General features: G+C 63.1%; 13 protein-coding genes and 1 pseudogene. 10 read left to right on the forward strand and 4 right to left on the reverse strand.

Going from position 1 to position 18,718, the window contains the following annotated elements:
• The first annotated feature begins 70 nt into the window (after window positions 1–70).
• The 3 genes from B9A24_RS01400 (at window position 71) to B9A24_RS01410 (ending at window position 6,162) form a co-directional block, all read left to right on the forward strand.
• Window positions 71–454, forward strand: a complete 384-nt coding sequence (locus B9A24_RS01400; RefSeq protein WP_084443345.1) for a hypothetical protein — start codon at window positions 71–73, stop codon at window positions 452–454.
• 120 nt (window positions 455–574) lie between these two features.
• On the forward strand, window positions 575–4,810 hold the full coding sequence (locus B9A24_RS01405; RefSeq protein ID WP_084443346.1) for an efflux RND transporter permease subunit: 4,236 nt from the start codon (window positions 575–577) through the stop codon (window positions 4,808–4,810).
• A gap of 5 nt (window positions 4,811–4,815) precedes the next feature.
• Window positions 4,816–6,162, forward strand: coding sequence for a TolC family protein (locus B9A24_RS01410; protein ID WP_084443347.1), 1,347 nt, complete (start codon window positions 4,816–4,818; stop codon window positions 6,160–6,162).
• Between the two features lie 378 nt (window positions 6,163–6,540).
• On the opposite strand, the pseudogene B9A24_RS01420 reads toward B9A24_RS01410, so the two are convergent.
• Both B9A24_RS01420 and B9A24_RS01425 read right to left on the reverse strand, forming a co-directional pair.
• Window positions 6,541–6,823 (reverse strand): annotated as a pseudogene (locus B9A24_RS01420) (IS481 family transposase); the annotation flags it as partial.
• Window positions 6,824–7,173: 350 nt separating this feature from the next.
• Complete coding sequence (locus tag B9A24_RS01425; RefSeq protein ID WP_084443357.1) at window positions 7,174–7,938, reverse strand: TIGR04283 family arsenosugar biosynthesis glycosyltransferase; 765 nt, start codon at window positions 7,936–7,938, stop codon at window positions 7,174–7,176.
• Window positions 7,939–8,158: 220 nt separating this feature from the next.
• On the opposite strand from B9A24_RS01425, the gene B9A24_RS01430 reads away from it, so the two are divergent.
• The 7 genes from B9A24_RS01430 to B9A24_RS21950 all read left to right on the forward strand — a co-directional run bounded on the left by B9A24_RS01430 (window position 8,159) and on the right by B9A24_RS21950 (window position 16,634).
• The gene (locus B9A24_RS01430) at window positions 8,159–8,767 is read left to right on the forward strand and encodes a TlpA family protein disulfide reductase (protein ID WP_234996903.1); all 609 of its coding nucleotides are present in this window, start codon (window positions 8,159–8,161) and stop codon (window positions 8,765–8,767) included.
• 34 nt (window positions 8,768–8,801) lie between these two features.
• The gene (locus B9A24_RS01435) at window positions 8,802–9,722 is read left to right on the forward strand and encodes a sterol desaturase family protein (protein WP_084443349.1); all 921 of its coding nucleotides are present in this window, start codon (window positions 8,802–8,804) and stop codon (window positions 9,720–9,722) included.
• Window positions 9,723–9,930: 208 nt separating this feature from the next.
• Window positions 9,931–10,794: a hypothetical protein gene (locus B9A24_RS01440; protein WP_084443350.1), complete on the forward strand. Its 864-nt coding sequence runs from the start codon at window positions 9,931–9,933 to the stop codon at window positions 10,792–10,794.
• A 226-nt stretch (window positions 10,795–11,020) separates the two neighbouring features.
• Window positions 11,021–12,067 (forward strand): methyltransferase domain-containing protein, encoded by a 1,047-nt coding sequence (locus tag B9A24_RS01445; protein WP_084443351.1) that lies wholly within the window; start codon window positions 11,021–11,023, stop codon window positions 12,065–12,067.
• A gap of 57 nt (window positions 12,068–12,124) precedes the next feature.
• Window positions 12,125–13,171, forward strand: a complete 1,047-nt coding sequence (gene arsS, locus B9A24_RS01450; protein ID WP_084443359.1) for an arsenosugar biosynthesis radical SAM (seleno)protein ArsS — start codon at window positions 12,125–12,127, stop codon at window positions 13,169–13,171.
• A gap of 104 nt (window positions 13,172–13,275) precedes the next feature.
• The gene (locus B9A24_RS01455; protein WP_084443352.1) at window positions 13,276–16,431 is read left to right on the forward strand and encodes a TonB-dependent receptor; all 3,156 of its coding nucleotides are present in this window, start codon (window positions 13,276–13,278) and stop codon (window positions 16,429–16,431) included.
• Window positions 16,432–16,496: 65 nt separating this feature from the next.
• The gene (locus B9A24_RS21950; RefSeq protein WP_159451911.1) at window positions 16,497–16,634 is read left to right on the forward strand and encodes a hypothetical protein; all 138 of its coding nucleotides are present in this window, start codon (window positions 16,497–16,499) and stop codon (window positions 16,632–16,634) included.
• A gap of 95 nt (window positions 16,635–16,729) precedes the next feature.
• Here the strand turns inward: B9A24_RS21950 and B9A24_RS01460 are convergent, their stop codons facing one another.
• Together B9A24_RS01460 and B9A24_RS01465 are read right to left on the reverse strand one after the other, a co-directional pair.
• On the reverse strand, window positions 16,730–17,533 hold the full coding sequence (locus tag B9A24_RS01460; RefSeq protein WP_084443353.1) for a DUF547 domain-containing protein: 804 nt from the start codon (window positions 17,531–17,533) through the stop codon (window positions 16,730–16,732).
• A 436-nt stretch (window positions 17,534–17,969) separates the two neighbouring features.
• Window positions 17,970–18,671: a hypothetical protein gene (locus B9A24_RS01465; protein WP_084443354.1), complete on the reverse strand. Its 702-nt coding sequence runs from the start codon at window positions 18,669–18,671 to the stop codon at window positions 17,970–17,972.
• Between the last annotated feature and the right edge of the window lie 47 nt (window positions 18,672–18,718).

Genomic DNA, 18,718 nt, shown 5'->3' on the forward strand with positions numbered 1-18,718 from the left:
TCGCTCCAGGCGACTGAAAATTACTCAACTTCATTTGCTGCCTAGTTATCAGGCTCTACCTTTGCCCAATATGCGGCAGCTACGGGCCTTCTTGATGGTACTCGCGGCCGGAATGATTCTCATTCCGTGGCAGCTGCTGTGCGCGGCCCCGGTGCACCCTGTGCCGGGGCGGGCCAGCGCCTGCGAGCTGCGGCAGCAATACCACGGCCAGGGGCCAGCGGTGTTTCCGCCGATGCACTGCCAGCGGGCGAGCGTTGATGCCTACTACCACCCCGCGCCCGATGCGCTGCCGCAGCTGCTGCTGGCGGTGCTGCCGCCGTGGCCCGCCGCGTGGGTGACGGGCGTGGGGGCAGTAGCCTCGGCAGCGGTGCTGCATTTGTTTCCGCCCGAGCGGCGGTGCCGGTCGGCCCCGGTGGTGGGGGCGTGGCGGCTGCGTGGGCCGCCGGTGGGGTAAGCAATACTGGCTTTCGGCGCGGAGTGCGCGGGGCCGGGGAGCCTGCTTTTGCCTGGGGGCAAGAGGAGGCTTTGGGGGCTTTTGGGCCCCTGGTGCTTGCTCAACCACAACCACAAACACATGCTGGAATTAGCTTTTAAGAATAAATACCTGGTTATCGTGCTGGCGCTGCTGGTGGCGGTACTCAGCGCGGTGGCCTTGCAGCGGCTGCCGGTCGATATCCTGCCCAATTACAAAACCTCGGCGGTGCAGGTGCTCACCCTCTACCCTGGTATGCCGGCCGAGGTGATGGAAAAGGACATTACCAGCCGCATCGAGCGCTGGACGGGGCAGGCCAACGGCATTGCCCGGCAGGAGAGCAAGAGCCTGATTGGGGTGAGCATCGTGAAGAATTTCTTCCGCGACGATACCGACCCGAATGCGGCCCTTTCGCAGGTGACCTCGCTGGCCATGTCGGACCTCTACTACCTGCCGCCGGGCACGGTGCCGCCGATGGTGATGCCCTACGACCCCACCGCCGCCACGCCGCTGGCGCTGCTGGCCGTGAGCAGCGACTCGCTGAGCGAGAAGGAGCTGTACGACATCGCCTATTTCCAGCTGCGCAACCTGCTGGGGTCGGTGCCGGGCATTATTGCGCCGGCCGTGTACGGGGGCAAGCTGCGGCGCATCTACATGTACGTGTACCCCGAGAAGTTGCAGGCCTACCACCTCTCGCAAACCGACGTGGTGGCCGCCGTGCAGAAAAACAACGTGATGATACCCACGGGCGACGTGAACATCGGCAACCTCAACTACAGCGTGAATGCCAACGGCATGCTGCCCAAGATTGACGATTTTAACCACATCGTGGTGAAGATGGAGCCGGGCGGCGCGCCGGTGTTTCTCAAGGACATCGGCTACGCCAAGGATGCCAGCGCCATCCAAACCAACGTGGTGCACATCAACGGCAAGCGGCAGGTGTACATCCCGATTTACAAGCGCACGGGGGCCAACACCATTGCCTCGGTGGAGGCCGTGAAGGGCAAGCTGGCCGAGCTGAAGCAGCGCCTGCCCAAGGCCGTGAACCTGGACGTGATACTCGACCAATCGACCTACGTGCGGCAGGCGATTAGTGGGCTGGTGCACGAGGGGGTCATCGGATTGGTGCTGGTGTCGCTGGCGCTGCTGCTGTTTCTGGGCAACCTCCGCGCCACCTTTATCGTGGCGCTCAGCATCCCGCTCTCCATCCTGTTTGCCTTCATCGGGCTGTATTTCACGGGCGATACCATCAACAGCATGTCGCTGGGCGGGCTGGCGCTGGCCATTGGCTTGCTGGTGGACGACTCCATCGTGGTGCTCGAAAACATCGACAAGCACCTGCAAATGGGCAAGACGGCCCCGCAGGCGGCCTACGACGGCACCAAGGAAGTAGCCATGCCGGTGCTGGTGACGACGCTCACCATCATCATCGTGTTTTTCCCGGTGGTGTTTCTCACGGGCATCGCCAAGTTTCTGTTCGCGCCGCTGGCCATTACCGTGTCGCTGGCCATGATTGGCTCGCGCTTCATCTCGATGACACTGGTGCCGATACTGGCGGCGGCGCTCTTCAAGGGCCACGGCGGGCACGCGACCACCACGGGCTTTCTGGCGGCGTTTGACCGGGGCGTGCGCCGCCTCACCGACGGCTACGTGCGCAGCATCGGGCCGGTGCTGCGCTACCGCTGGTGGGTGCTGGGGGGCGTGGCCGGGCTGTTTGGGCTGGCGCTGGTGGGCTTTACGCGGCTGGGCACCGAGCTTTTTCCGCACACCGACGTGGGGCAGCTTTCGCTGGACGTGCGCCTGGAAAGCGGCACCCGCCTCGAAAAAACCGAGCAGACCATCACCGAAATCGAGGCGTTTCTGCAGCAAGAAATCGGCCCCGACCTCAACATCATTATCTCCAACATGGGCGTGCTCAACGACTGGCCCGCCGCCTACACCCCCAACTCGGGCACGCAGGACGCGACACTCTCCGTGCAGCTCAAGGAAGACCACCGGGTGAGCACGGCCGCCTACGTGACGCGGCTGCGGCCCCTGCTCAAGCAGCGGTTTCCGGGCGTGGAGTTCATTTTCAACACCGGCGGCATCGTCACGAGCGCCCTCAACTTCGGGTTGCCCTCGCCCCTCGATATTCAGGTAACGGGCAACGACCTGGCGCAGTCGCACGCCGTGGCCGAGCAGGTGCGGGCGCTGGTGCGCGACGTGCGCGGCACCGAGGACGTGCGCATTCAGCAGCGCTACGACCACCCCGAAATCAAGGTGGAAATCGACCGAACCAAGGCCGCCGCGCAGGGCATCAGCGCCGACGGCGTGGTAAAGAACACGGTGGCGGCGCTCAACTCATCGGTCAATTTCAGTCCCTCGTTCTGGATTGACGAGAAGAACGGCAACCACTACTACGTGGGCGTCACGTACCCCGAAGTGGCCCTGGACAACCCCCAGGCCGTGCGCGACATCACCCTCACCGGCCCCAACGGCCAGCAAACGCAGCTCAAGGACATCGCGAAAACGTCGCTCACGACGGCCCCCATCGAGATAAACCACTTGGATATTCAGCGCGTGACCGACGTGTTTGCCAACGTGGAGGGGCGCGACATCGGGGCGGTAGCCGCCGAGGTCGAAAAGCGCCTGGCCCCCCTGCGCCAGCAACTGCCGGAGGGCTACAAAATCACGATTCGGGGCGAGGTGCAGAGCATGCACGAGAGCTTCGCCAACCTGGGCCTGGGCCTGGTGCTGGCCGTGCTGCTGGTGTACCTGGTCATCGTGCCGCTGCTGCGCTCGTTTACGCTGCCGCTCATCATCATCGCCGTCATTCCGCTGGGGCTGATTGGGGTGGTGGCCCTGCTACTGGCCACGGATACCTACCTCAACATCCAGTCGATGATGGGCATTATCATGATGGTGGGCATCTCGGTGGCCTACAGCAACTTGCTGGTGGAGAAGATGAACACCCTGCTGCACGCCGGCCACTCGCTGCCTGAGGCCATCCGGGAGGGCGTGGCCAACCGCTTCCGGCCCATTCTGATGACGGCCGTGGTGGCGGTGTTCGCGCTGCTGCCGATGGCGCTGGGCTTGGAGCGGGGCAGCGAGGCCACGGTGCCGCTGGCCCGCGCCATTATCGGCGGGGTGCTGGCGGCCACGCTGCTCTCGCTGTTCGTGGTGCCGATACTGTTCTTTATGTTCGCGCCCAAAGTTCCCGCCGAGGACGTGGCCAGCGAGCAGCCGGTGTTCCACAAAGCCGTGGCGGCCAGCCTGCTGCTGCTACTGGCCCTGGGGGCTAGCGCCTGCGGCAGCGCGGCCGAGAGCGGCGGCCCCGCAACAGCCCCCGCCGATACCCCGGCCGCCCCGCGCAACGTGCCCACCGTGCGGGTGGCGCACCCGGTCCGGCACGATTTCGACGCGCCGCTGGCCATTACGGGCACGGCGCGGGCCTACCAGGTAGGCAAGGTGTACGCCCGCACCAGCGGCTACCTGCGGCAGGTGCGGGCCGACATCGGCACCTTCGTGCACTCCGGCCAGGTGCTGGCCGTGCTCGATAACCCCGACCTGCTGAGCCAGCGCGCCCGCCTGGTGGCCGAGCTAAAAGGCAAGCAGTCCATCTACGAGCGGCTAAAAAGCATTTACACCAAAACGCCGCAGCTCACCACCGTGGTGGACGTGGAAAAAGCCGAGGCCGACTACGCCAGCCTGCGCGCCCAACTCACGGCCACGCAGGCGCAAATCGGATTTTTGCAGGTAAAAGCGCCCTTCGCGGGGGTGGTCACGAACCGCTACGTCGATGAGGGGGCCGTGGTGCAGAGCGGGCTGGCCAGCGCCTCGGCCACGCCACTCTTTGAGGTGCAGGCGCTACGGCCCATTCGGCTGGTAGTGGAGGTGCCCGAGGCCGACGCGGTGCTCATTCACCCCGGCACGCTGGCCACGGTCACCTTCCCCGAGCTGCCCGCCACGCGCTACGCCCGGCCGGTGGCGCGGGTGGCCTACGGCCTGAGCGGCGGCAGCAACACCATGCACGCCGAAATCGACCTGCCCAACGCCGACCTGAAGGTGCGCCCCGGCATGTACGCCACGGTGGCCCTGGGGCGCACCGGCCACCGCCAGGCGCTGGCCGTCCCCAACGAAGCCCTGGGCAACAGCAAAGGCCAATCCTTTGTGTACGTGGTAGCGAAGGGCATCTGCCGCCAGGTAAACGTGACAACCGGCCTGCAAGACGCCCACTACACCGAGCTGCTCACGGGCGAGGTGCCCGCCAGCGCGGCGGTCGTCGTCGAGGGCAAGCAGTTTTGTAGCGAAGGAGCCGCCGTGCGCGCCACCGAAGCCGGACCCCAATCCACCAAGTAGCCACCATGAAATACTTCCTGAACTACCTGATGGCCATGGCTATCTGGCAACTGACCGCCTGCCCGGCGCTGGCCCAGGCGCCCCTTGCGCCCGCCACCGCCACCGTCGCTCCCGCTGCCGCCACCTCGGCGGCCACCCCCGTTACGTTGGCTGCCGTGCTGCAAGCCGCCGGGGCCAGCAACCTCACCGTGCGCGAATACGAGCAGCGCGCTGCCCAGGCCCAGGCCGACCAAGCCAAAGCGCAGGAGTGGTGGCTGCCCAGCCTCACCGCCGGCGGCCGCACCCACTACCTGCGCGGGGCCGCCTTGAACAGCGACGGCCGCATCTTCAGCGGCATCAGCCAAAACTACCGCTGGGCGGGCCTGGGGCTGAGCGCCGACGTGGATTTTGGCAAAGGCCCCTACCTGCTGGCGGCGGCCCGCGCCCGCACCGCAGCCGCCGCCTACACCAGCGCCGCCGAGCGCAACCAGCTGCTGCTACGCGCCGTGCAAACCTACTACGACCTGCAAACCGAGCAGTTCAAAGCCGATTTTCTGCTGGCGCTGGCCGGGCAGGCCGACACCCTGGCCCGCCAGCTCCAAATCCAGGTCGGGGCCGGGCTGCGCTACCAGTCGGAGTACCTGCTGGCCCAGGGCAATGCCCGGCACCTGCGCCTGAGTCTGCTACAGGCTCAGGTAGCCTGGCGCAAGCATTCGGCCCAGCTGGTGAGCCTGCTCAACCTGCCCCCTGGCACCCTCCTGGTGAGCGCCGATGCCGCCCTGGCCCCCCTGCCCCCGTCCGCCGCGCCGCCCACGGCCGCCCCCCGCAGCGCGGAACAACGCCCCGAGTTCGGGGCCTTCAGCGCGCAGCTGCAAGCCACCGGCTGGCAGCGCAAGGCCTTCAGCCAGGGGCTGCGGCTGCCGCGCCTGCGGCTGGGGGTCGATAACGGGGCCTTCGGCGCTTACGGCGCGCCGGTGTACAATACCGTGCAACTCAGCGCCTCGCTGCTGTGGACGCTGCCGCTCGGCCGCCTCAGCTACAACGGCGACCTGCGCCAGCTCGACACCCGCCTGGCCGTGGAGCAAACCCAGCTCCGCGCATTTGAGAACCGCTACGCGCTGGAGGTCGCCACCGCCGAGGCCCAGCTAGCCTCGTCCACCGAGCAGCTGGCCATCGCCCGCGAGGCCCTCCAGCTCACGCAGGAAACCCTGCGTCAGAGCGTGGCCCGCCAGCAGCTCGGCACGGCCAAGCCCTTCGAGGTCTTCCAGGTGCAGCAGTTCTATCTCCAGGCCCGCCTCGACTATCTACAGGTGATAAGCGACTACAATAAAGCCCAGTACGCCCTCAAAGTGGCCCAGGGCGAGGCCCTGTAGAGGGGGCGGCAGCGCGGAGTGAGATGGTGCGTGCCTGGCGGCGGGCGCGTTCCTTTTTTCAAGGACCAAGCTGCGGCCCTGCCCCACGGGCAGCGCCCGGCGCTAGCAGTCCGCATGGCCAGCCAGGTGCCCTGGCTGGCCATCGTGGAGCACCAGGAGGTGGCGTCGCTGCTGCAATTAGCGTTCGACGTGGCTTACAAGCTGCCATGAGCCGGCAGCGCTAGCGTGCAGCGGTCACGCGCCGCGCTGGCGGTAGTCGGGGGTGAAGTAAGCACACCTGATGTGGCCATCGCGGCCAGCATTTTGGTGGCCTGCGGCAGCAGCTCGGCAAAGGCTATGGCGTTGAAAACAGCGGTGCTACGCCGAGCGCGAGAGCTACGGAATCGTGGCTTGCAGCGCGTAGAGGCAATCATCGAGCGGCAAGCGCGTGTGGCGATGGAACGCCATGGCAATGGCCTTTACTTCCGGCGTGAGTACCGTCGAAGCTGACGTGGGGCCCATGCGGGCGTTCTGGACCGTGGGGCGCTTGCGCCATATGGCCACCGTTTTAGGGTTGATGCCGTGGCGCGTAGCTAACGCTTGTAGGCTTTCCTGACTGTGTTGGATAGCGCGCCGTACGGCCACTGCTCAAGCGGGCGCTGCCGTGAAGTAGTTGTCCCATAACTGTGTGCGAAATTCCAGCCCGGAAAATACACCATCATGCTCTGGGACTATACACCTAGTCCCTGCTGGTCAAATGCGATTATCAGCCCAAACTTTTAACCGAGGACGATAATGCGCTCTCTACTCTACCCTACTAAAAATTTTGAGGTGCCAAAATAGCATCTGAAGGCACTTTCCCGATTTTGCTCAGTTCGTATACCAGCTGCCCAAAACGGCCTCTGGATACTTGAAAACAAGAGCTGGGAAGCGGCAGCCAAAGGCTCAAAAAAAATAGTAGGGTAGAGTATGCGCGCTCTATAGCAGCTTCTTATTAAGCGTCGAACCCACCGGACCCTAGCGCCGGTAAGGCTACAGCTTGTCCTGCCGAATCAGCCGCCGGTACAGGCCCACCAGCCGGGGCTGCGACACCCCCAGCCAATAGAGCCCGGCAATGAGGGTAAAAGCCCCCTGCAGCCGGAACACGCCGTTGTCGAGGTACTTGCGGGCCGAAGTGGTAACGGCGCGCGGCAGCACTCGGAAGGGTCCGCGCGCCTGCAGCCGCCGCACGATTTCCTGGTCTTCCATGATGAGCAGCTCTTCCCGAAAGCCGCCCACCTGCGCAAACAGCTCGCGGGTCACGAACAAACTCTGGTCGCCGAAGCGCACGGCCGTCAGCGGCAGGCGGGTGCACCAGGCGCTGAAGCGCAGAAACCAGTGAGGGTGGTCGAAGGCCAGGCGGTAGCAGCCGCTGCCATATCCCTGCTGGTGGGCTTGCCGCAGGTCGCCCAGGAAGTCGGGGGGCGGAAAAGAGTCGGCGTGCAGAAAGTACAGCAGCTCGCCGCGGGCCTGCCGGGCACCGTAATTCATCTGAGCAGCCTGGCCTTTGTGCGGGCAGGCCAGCACGGTCACACCGGCCCGGTGCGCCCGCTGCCGGGTGTCGTCGGTGCTGCCCCCGTCGGCCACGATAATTTCCAGGCCGGACTGACCGGCCGTGGCCCGCCGCAAAAAATCCAGCGACGCCCGGATGGTAGCTGCCTCGTTGTAGGTCGGGATAATGATGCTCACCGTCGCTACCGCGGCCGCCGGGGGGGCGGGGCGGGCATAACCAGACCGGGTGGGAGCGGGAGCAGGCATGCCGCGAAGATGCAAGTGAAGTCGGTGATAAGCCCGAAAAAAGCCGGTTTCGGGCCCGCCGGGTGTCATTGCCTACGCCTCTAACCGGCGGGCGTTGCCGGGCACAAAAAAAATTAAGGCCTGCTGTAAGGAACGACCGGGTCGGGCGACCTCCCGTCGGCCGACGGGCCACTGACCGGCTGCCGGTGGATTTTGGCTGTTTCTTTTTTCTGCTAAGCCCATGCTGAACCGTAATAAAGGGTTGTCCTGGCTGCCCGTCGTCGGGCTGGCCCTGGTTATGCTCACCGGCCTGCGCCCCGTGGTGCTGGGCGCGGGGCGGCGCGGCTGGCTGGCCACCGGCTTGTGGAATGCGGCCCCGCCGGTGGCCCCGTCCGCCGCCCTGCCGGTAGTGCCCACCGGCGGCGCGGCGTACCCGCACAACGTGCCGCTGCTGACCCTCGCCGGCCAGCCCGTGAACCTGAGCGAGCTGAAAGGCAAGGTGGTATTCGTGAATCTGTGGGCCAGCTGGTGCGGGCCCTGCCTGGCCGAAATGCCCGGCATTCAGGCGCTCTACGAGCAGGCCGACCCCCAAAAGGTGGCCTTCGTGATGGTTTCCCTGGATGAACACCCGGCCCGGGCGCAGGCCCTGCTCCGGCGCCGGGGCTACACGTTTCCGGTGTACTTCCCCGCCGCCCCGCTGCCGGCGCCCTTCGATGCGCAGTCCATTCCCTCCACCGTTATCCTGACGCCCGACGGCCAGGTGGCCGACCGCTACGACGGCATGGCCGACTACAACACCCCCGAATTCCGCGCGGCCCTGGAACAGCTGGCCCGTCCCGGCGGCCAGTAGCGCGCCGGCCTTCACTTCCTACGCTGCTCCTGCCATGGAAACCGCCTCCCCCACCTATTTCCAGCTCGTGCTCGACTCCTTTAGCGGGTACGGGCGCTACCTGCTGCGCGAAGTGCTGCACCCGCACTGGGGCAACTACTTCTACTGGCTGGTGGCCCTCTCGCTGGGCTTCTGGCTGCTGGAGCTGCTGCGGCCCTGGCGCCGCGAACAGGGCGCCTTCCGGCAGGACTTCTGGCTGGACGGGTTCTACATGTTTTTCAACTACTTCCTGTTCTCCCTCATTCTCTACAACGCCCTGTCCAACGTCTTCGTCCAGCTGTTTCGCAACGGGCTGGCGCTGGTGGGCGTCCGTAACCTGGTGGCCGTGGAAATCGGCGAATGGCCGCTGTGGGCGCGCCTGCTGACGCTGTTCGTGGTGCGCGACTTCATTCAGTGGAACGTGCACCGGCTGCTGCACCGCGTCGACTGGCTCTGGGCCTTCCACCAGGTGCACCACTCGGTGGAGGAAATGGGCTTTGCCGCCCACCTGCGCTACCACCCCGTCGAAACCGTGGTCTACCGCCTGTTCGAGTACCTGCCGCTGGCCCTGATTGGCTTCGGGCTCACCGACTTTTTCCTGGTGCATTTGTTCACCCTCACCGTCGGCCACTTCAACCACGCCAACCTCTACGCCCCGCTGGGCCCGCTCAAGTACGTGTTCAACAACCCCCAGACCCACCTCTGGCACCACGCCCAGGAGCTGCCCCGGGCACGCCGCCACGGCGTCAACTTCGCCCTGACCCTGACCGTGTGGGACTACCTGTTCCGGACCGCCTACGTCCCGAACGAGCAGGCCGACCTGCCGCTGGGCTTCGCGGGCGTGGAACATTACCCGGCCACGTTCGCGGCCCAGCAGCTGGCGCCCTTCACCGAGCTGGCCCGCGCCAGCCGGCCTGGGCACTCTGCCCCGCCTTGACTGCTCCCGGTGGGAAGCTTCCGGGGGGAGCAGGGCCCCAAGGCCGGTTTAAGGGCGTGCTGCAACACGGGGTTTGTCCAGTTGCACCAGGAGCTTGCTTCGACCGCTTTCCTGCCGGCCCGCATCCCAGGTAAAAGCAGAACAATCAGCCATCGTATTTGACTTCTCTAAAAATCTCCAAAACATCCACCAAACCCAACCCCAACCCATGAAACGATTTATCACGCCTTTCTTTTGCCTGCTCCTGGTGCTGACCTTGCCCGGCCGCGTTTTCGCCCAGCAGCTGGTTAGTGGCTTTCGACAGGGCCAGGGCCACTCCTCCGTGTTCCTGTCGTACACCCGCGAGCGCTACGACGAGTTTTACCTGGGCAAGACGAAAACGGACATCGCCATGGCCGGCCAGGAACCAGTCGTCACGGAGAGCGCCAACCTGTACGCTGCCTATGGCCTGACCGATAAGCTGGACCTCATCGCCAACCTGCCCTACATTTCCTCGAAAAGCCGGCAATTGAGTGACAACCAGAAAATCCTCGAGCGCGACCTGCAGAACGCCACCGTGGCGCTGGCTTATCGAGCGCTGCAGACGGAGGGCGAGGCAGGCGTCTTCTCGGCCACGGGCGCGCTGGCGCTGAGCACGCCGCTAAGCCGCTACCGCACAAATATCATTAACGCCATCGGCAACCGGGCCACCCAACTCGACCCTTCGCTGCTGTTGCAATATAAGTTTGTCAACGGCTTGTTCGTCAACGGCCAGGGGGGCTACAGCCTGCGCACCAACGACGTGCCCGACGCCGTGTTGCTGGGCGCCAAGGTCGGGTACGCCGCGCCGCGCTTTTTCCTGGAAAGCTGGGTGAGCAACCAGACGTCCACCAGCGGCATCGATATCGGGGGGCCCGGCTTCACGCCCGACCGCTTTCCGGAAACCAAGGTCAACACCACCAGCCTGGGTGCCTCGCTCTACGTGCCTGTTGTCAACCACCTCGGCGTTACGGTGGGGGGCGGCACCCGGCTGGCGGGCCGCAACGCTGCGGCCGTCAGCTGGTACTCGGCGGGACTCGGGCTGTCTCTGTAAAAAAGGCTGCTGTCGTACGAATACAAGGGGAGCAGCTGGCGCCTTTCGCCGAGCTAGCCTGAGCCACCCCGAGCCAGCCGGCTGGCCCGGGCACTCCGCCACACCCCATTGTGGGCAGATTTTCCCCCGGGGTGCCGGGCGCCACGGGCTTCCGCGCCCCTGGTCTTACCCATCATCTTTCCCTCACCAAGCCGGGCTGCCACCCGGCTTATCAACGTAAGCTTTTATGGAGCAACACACTCAGCAGCAGGTGCAGGACTACTACGGCACCCAGCTGCGCACTAGTCAGGATTTGAAAACCAACGCCTGTTGCACCGACGATATCCCGGCGGCCCACAAGAAAATCCTGGCTACGCTGGAGTCGGAAGTGCTGGAGAAATACTACGGCTGCGGCGTGTGCGTGCCGCCGGCCGTGGACGGCCTGACGGTGCTGGACCTGGGCTCGGGCTCGGGCCGCGACGTGTACTTGCTGTCCAAGCTGGTGGGCGAGCACGGCCACGTCATCGGGGTAGACATGACCGAGGAGCAGCTAACCGTGGCCCGGCGCCACATCGACGCGCACACGGCCACGTTCGGCTACCAGCAACCCAACGTGGAATTCCGCCACGGCTACATCGAGGACCTGGCCGCCGCCGGCCTGGAAGACAACAGCGTGGACCTGGTGGTGAGCAACTGCGTGCTGAACCTGAGCACCGACAAAGCCGCCACCTACCGCGAAATCTTCCGCGTGCTCAAGCCCGGCGGCGAGCTGTTCATTGCCGACGTGTTTGCCGACCGCCGCATTCCCGAAAGCCTGCGCCAGGACCCGGTGCTCTACGGCGAGTGCCTGAGCGGGGCGCTCTACACCGAGGATTTCCGCCGCCTGCTGCGCGAGCTGGGCATCAACGACTACCGCCTCGTGAGCCAGCGCCGCCTCACCATCAACAACCCCGAGATTGAGCGCAAGGTGGGCAACATCCGGTTTTACTCCCTCACCATCCGGGCCTTCAAGCTGGCGCTGGAAGACCAGTGCGAGGACTACGGCCAGGTGGCCACGTACCTGGGCACGCTGCCCGAGGAGCCCCACGGCTTCACCCTCGACGACCACCACCACTTTGAAACCGGCCGGCCGGTGCTCGTCTGCGGCAATACGGCCGACATGCTGGCGGGCACCCGGTTCGGGGCCCACTTCCGCGTAGTCGGCGACAAAGACTGGCACTTCGGCTTGTTCCCTTGCGGGCCCGCTTCGGCTACCCAAGCCAGCACCGGCGAAACCACCGGCAGCTGCTGCTAAGGCGACTTTGGTTCCGCGCGTTTCGCGCCCCGTTACGCTTCCACTTACCAGTTCATGATTAAATCCCTTAAAGCCACCGGCCATCAACTGGCCAACCCCGCCTTTCAGCTGACCGTGCTCAGCCGGGAGGAAGCCGATAGCCAGCACCTGCCGCGCTTCCACGCGAAGCTGCGCGGCGCCGGCTTGTTTCCGCTCACGCCGGTGGCACCGGCCGTGCTGCAAATCAACGTGGGCAAGATGTGCAACCAGGTGTGCAAGCACTGCCACGTGGACGCCGGCCCCGACCGCAAGGAAATCATGACCCGCGCAACCATGCAGCTCTGCCTCCACGCGCTGGCGCAGTCCAACATTCCCACGGTGGACCTGACCGGCGGCGCCCCCGAGATGAACCCCGACTTCCGCTGGTTTGTGGAGCAAATCAGCCAATTGGGTCGCCAGGTGCTGGTGCGCTGCAACCTGACCATCATCGTGGCCAACAAGAAGTACCACGACCTGCCCGAGTTTTTCAAAAAGCACGGCGTGGAGGTAGTCAGCTCGCTGCCCTTCTACAGCGCCGCCAAAACCGACAGCCAGCGCGGCGACGGCGTGTTCGAGGATTCCATCAAAGCGCTAAAAATGCTCAACGCCGTGGGCTACGGGCAGGAGGGAAGCGGCCTGGTGCTGAACCTGGTGTATAACCCCGCCGGCGCCTTCCTGCCCGGGTCCCAGAAGGGTTTGCAGGACCAGTTCAAAAAGGTGCTGCTAAAGGACCACGGCCTTGTGTTCAACGAGCTGTTTGCCATTACCAACCTGCCGGTGAGCCGCTACCTCGACTACCTCATCGAGTCCGGCAACTACGCCGGCTACATGGACAAGCTGGTGAATGCTTTCAATCCAGTGGCGGCGGCCGGCGTGATGTGCCGCACCACCATTTCGGTGGGCTGGGACGGCGGCTTGTACGACTGCGACTTCAACCAGATGCTGGACCTGTATGTGGCCAGCCCGGTGCAGCACATCCGCCATTTCGACGCGGCGGCCCTCAGCCGGCGCGCCATCGTGGTTAATCAGCACTGCTACGGCTGCACCGCCGGCGCCGGCTCCAGCTGCGGCGGCGCCACGGTCTAGGCTGGGCGGCCAGGCTGCTACTCCCTAATAATAGCTCTTTTTATCCCCTTGGGCGAGGAACTTACTCTTTTTGAACTGCTAGCAACGCTCTATTAAACGCCTGCATGAGAGAGATTTATCTGCTACTTATCGGCTGCTTCCTGTCAACTTTATCGTGGGCCCAGGTAACCACCAGCGCGTACGAAGGCCTGGTAAACGACCGAACCGGCGCTCCGATTCTGGGTGCTACCGTGGTCCTCGTTCACGTGCCGACTGGTGCCCGCAACGGCACCCAATCGGACCCTGGCGGCAAGTTCCGGCTAAACAACCTCAAGCCGGGCGGGCCCTACGCGGTGCAGGTCAGCTTTGTGGGCTACACCGCCCAAAGCAAGGACGACCTGTTCCTGAGCCTGGGCAAAGTGGCGCGGCAAGCATTTATCCTGGTCGAAGCCGCAACGGAGCTGGGCGAAGTGGCCGTGGTGGGCAACAAGAGCGACCCGTTCACGGCCGACAAAAACGGCCAGGCCTACCACCTCAGCCAGCAGGCCATCCAAAACGTGCCGACGCTGAACCGCAGCTTGGGCGACCTGACCAGGCTCATGCCCCAGGGCAACAAAAACTCCTTCGGCGGCTCCAACTACCGCTTCAACAACCTGAGCATCGACGGCATGGCCACCAACGACGTGCTCGGCTTTCAGGAGCCGGCCAGCGGCGCCGCCGGCTCGGTGGCGTCGGGCACGCCCGGCGCTTTGGCCGGCACCCAGCCCATTTCCATCGACGCGCTGGAGGAGATTTCCGTCGTCATCGCACCCTTCGACGTCACCTTGGGGAATTTTACGGGGGCCAACATCAACGCCGTCACCAAGAGCGGCACCAACCAATTCAAGGGCAGCGTCTACAGCTTTGCCCGCAACCAGCTTATCACCGGCAAGAGCGTCGATGAGCTGCGCACGCCCATTTCCAGGTACTACGACATTCAATCGGGCTTCAGCCTGGGCGGCCCCCTTATCAAAAACCGGCTGTTTTTCTTCGGCAACTACGAAAACCAGCGCCGCGAGGAGCCGGTGCTCTACGCCCCCGGCCAGCCCGACGCCAACGTGCCGCTGGCAGTAGCCCAGCAAATCAGCAACCACCTCATAACCCGGTACGGCTACGACCCCGGCACGTTTGGCACCGCCACCATTCAGCGCAACAGCGACAAGTTTCTGCTGCGTCTCGACTACAACCTCTCCGATAAGCACCGCCTCAGTCTGCGCGACAACTACGTGACCGGCTTCGCCGACAACCTCGAACGTTCGGCCACGGTCCTCAACTTCGGCAACCAGGGCTTCCGCCACCACAGCCGCACCAACAGCCTGGTGGCCGAGCTGAAAAGCACGTTCAGCAACCAGCTCTCCAACCAGTTGATTGTGGGCCTGAACACGGTGTCGGAAAACCGCAGCTACGACGGGCGCATCTTCCCGCACCTCGAAATCAACTACAACACTGCCACATCCATCTTCGCCGGCACCTACCGCGAAGCCGCCGTGTACGGCTCCAGCCTGAGCACCACCCAGCTCACCGATAACATGACTTTCTTCAAAAACCGGCACACGCTCACGGTGGGCACCACCAACGAGCTCAACAACATCGAGTACCGCTTCCTCACCGCCTTCAACGGCCGCTGGCAGTACTCCTCGGTCGATGCGTTTTTGAACGACCGCCCCAACCGCGTGCGCGGGGTGTACAACACCGAAAACAACGACGCCGACTTCAACAAAGGCCTGCCTTCGGCCAACTTCCGGGTGATGCTGCTCAGCCTCTACGGCCAGGACGACTACCGCGTCAGCAACCGCCTCAACGTGCAGGTGGGCGTGCGCCTCGACATGCAGGTGCACCCGGATAAAATCCCGGTCAACCCGGCCGTATTCAAAAACCCGGAGTTTGCCCGGTACCAGAACAAGTTCGGCGGCGTGCCGCAGGTCAACCCCCGCCTGAGCTTCAACTACCAGCTCAACGAGGCCAACACCATGCAGCTGCGCGGCGGCTCGGGGCTGTTCACGGGCCGCATCCCGTTTGTGTGGTATGCTTACGCCCACTACGTCTCCGGCAACCGCTACAACAACATCGACTTCCGCCCCACCGGCGTGCTGCCCATTGCCGAGGACCTGTCGGCGCTGCAGTCGGTGCAGCCCGGCATCGCCGAAATCAACCTCATCGACAACGACTTTAAGCTTCCCCGCGACTGGAAATCGACCCTGGCGTTTGACGTGAAGCTGCCCTACGACTTCACCTTCACCGCCGAGGGCCTCTTTTCAAAGGTGGTGACCGGTATGCTGTTTCAGTCCATCAATTTCCGAGAGAACAAGCTCAACTTCGAAGGCGCCGACACCCGGCCCTACTTCGCCACCACCGGCAGCGCCGCCAAAATCGACCCCGCGTTTACCAACGTCTTCGTGATGTCGAACACCAACCAGGGCTACAACTACAACGCCACGTTCACCCTCACCAAGCGCATCCCGAACCACCTCGATGCCACCGCCGGCTACAGTTACGGCCAGAGCAAGGACCTCGTGAACGGGGTACGCGTGTCGCCGGCCGCCAACTACGAGTGGAACCAGTCGCTGGTCGCGAACACCCCCGCGCTGGCCTTTTCCAACTTCGACTTGCGCCACAAGTTCATCGGCAACGTCTCCTACAACCTCAACCTGTGGGGGAAAACCGCCGTCTCGGCCAGCCTCATCTACCTTGCCCGCTCGGGCAGCCCGTTCAGTTTTGTGTACGAGGGCGATGTGAACCGCGACGGCTCGGCCAAAAACGACTTGCTGTACGTGCCGCGCAACCGTTCCGAAATCAACCTAGCCAACATCACCAACACCCAAGGGACCGTGCTGGTGACGGCCCAGCAGCAGTACGACCAGCTGGAAAAACATATTGCCAACGATGAATACCTCGCCGGCCGGCGCGGCCGCTACGCCGAGCGCAACGGCGCCCGCACCCCCTGGACCCAACAGCTCGATTTGCGCCTCACGGCCAAGCTGCCGGTAACCAAAGCCGGCAGCCAGCGCCTGGAAGTTTCCTTCGACTTTATCAACTTCAGCAACCTTCTGAACAAGGACTGGGGCCGCCAGTACTTCGTGCCCAACATCAACAACTCGGGCTACGCCCTGCTCGATTTTGTGCGCATCGAGAACAGACAGCCCGTTTACCAATTCAAAAATCCGGGCGGCACGCCCTGGCAAACCGACCCCATTAACTCGCGCTGGCAGGGGCAAGTAGGGCTGCGGTATGCATTTAACTAGTAGCAGTTTAAAAGGCGAGAGCCCGGCCGGAAGTTTCTGGCAACAAGCCTAGCCGCTGTGGGCTTGTGCGTCCCTGCCAGGAGTGCGCCAACGCCTGCCGCCGCTATGAGCAGGCCGGCCGCATGGGCGTATCACCATCGCTGATTGCCAGCAAAAAGGAAAGGCTGGATGCAGGGCCAGTCTTTCCTTATCCTGCTAACTAAATATCCAGGCAGGCCTCAGTTTTGCCGGAAATCGTAGCCCGTGCTTGTTATCCCTACTCAAGGACTAAAGCATGCCGGTCCGACGTGCCGGCGGCCTATTGTTCGTTGAGTTTCCAGTTGTAGTCCAGGAAGGTGACCGGGGTTTGCTCGTCGATTTTCGTTTTCGAGTATCGGTTTACCCATTTGGCCACCGACTGGCCATCTTTGGTCCAGTCGCCCTTGTACCAGTCAAAGTATTTGGAGAGCTGTGCCTTGCCGGGACTGATGCTGTTTTTGGCCGGGTTGTTCAGAAAATCGCGGCCCTGGTCATCGAGCTGGTCATCGAGGCGGGCGGCTGTGTACGCTTCGTTGCGCAGGCGCGGGCAGCTCAGGGCCGCGCACACCAGCGCGAAGTGGATGCGCGGGTCGTCGTACTTCTTGCGCAGCGTGCCGTGCTCGATGTTGTCCAGGCTCATCTTCTCGCCCCCGATGCTGAAAAACTTCGCGGCCCAAGGCGTCGTGACGAAGGGAATCTGAATGGCGGAGCCAATGTCCTTGATGCTCCTGACGGGGTAGTAATTCAGAATTAGCCGGATGGTGTAGGCATTGTAAGCGTTTATCCAGTACGTCATTTGCTCCTGTTTGCTCCAACTGGCCGCGGGCGGGTTCTGGCTCAGCAGCGCCAGGTATTGGTTGAATTCTTTCTCGTCGGCCTTGAAGCCTTTGTAGTTGACCAGGCCCTGCTCGTTCACATGCTTTTTCAGCAGCCGGTCATAGCCGCTGTGGTCCACCACGGGGCCGGCGGCGGCCACCGCGTAAGTAGCCACCGGCAGCAGGGTCGGAATCAGCGTAGTGAAGGCCGTCAGCACGGCGGCCCCTCCGGCAAGGATGGTCAGGACGAGCAAGGCAAGAATTTTCATGGGTTTGGCGTTAGCAGCAAGATTGGTGAATCTGAAGCCGTAGTCGGTCGGCCTGCCCCGCCCTTACACGGCCCCTCATAATTCTCTATCTGCGACAACTTCCGGACAAGCCTCACATGTCGGCATCACTGTATACAGGCATGAAATAACAAAACCCGTATGACCGATAAAACTCCCAGCGATACGATATTTAATAATCTGTGTATGTTTGGAATAAGTTATGATAATCTTCCCTTATCATAACTTATAACGGAAAGCCACCAAAACGGTGGCTTTTTCTTTGTTCAGATAGGTAGCGATTAGGAAACGTTATCGATAAGGGTAGCATCAAATGAATGGCAAATAATTAGGGTCGATAATTAAGCGCGTTAGGACTTAAGTTTCAACCCAGGCTACTAACAGCTGTGGAACTACGATGTAGTCCAATAACCTCTGCCTACTCCCGCCCTTTCAAGCTCCAATTGCTATCCTCCGTTTTTATTCCCAAGCTGTGCACCTGACTGGCCAGGTTGTTGAGTTGGGCGGTGAAATCGGTATCTCCTAGCCGGGCGTTTATCTCTGCTCCTAGCACGCGTAGGCAATTGGCGTGATACACAAACTGGTAGCGCAGTTGCAGCAGTTCCTCCTCGCTCAGGGGCTGGTTACGGCCATCAAAGACGGGAAGAGCTTCCCAATCTACCGGCGTAAAGCGCATCGTCACTTGGTTCTCCCCGTCATGCTCCCCTACGGACTCCCGCACAAATCCAGCGGCGCGGGCCACCCACTCGGAGGCCTCAAATTCTTCCTCCCCAAAGTTCTTACTGATGGATACCTGCTGGGTTTGTCGGTCCTGCAGCAAGTGCGGCAGAATCACCTCACGCAGGGCAGTACTCAGGTAGCGCTGGCGCCGATGCGCCGGCAGCACCAACCAGTGTAGGTCCGATTCGCCCATGGCTACCACTATCCCGACGTACTGCTCGGGGTTCCGAATCAGGTAGAGAGAATAGCCGTTCATTGCGGACGTGGTGTCCGGTTCGGGGGCCTGGGCCCAAGCCTTTGCCCAATGCACGGAGTCCGTGAGGGGGCGAATAAAGAGAAGTAGTTCACCGGGTTGGCCATTAGCCCGGTCAAGGTAGGCGATAAGGTTCTCGTTCGTCATTATTCAATTACTTAGTGCTTAACAGCCCCTATAGAATCGTGAGAACT

It is taken from the genome of Hymenobacter roseosalivarius DSM 11622, from assembly GCF_900176135.1.
In the GTDB taxonomy this organism is placed as follows: domain Bacteria; phylum Bacteroidota; class Bacteroidia; order Cytophagales; family Hymenobacteraceae; genus Hymenobacter; species Hymenobacter roseosalivarius.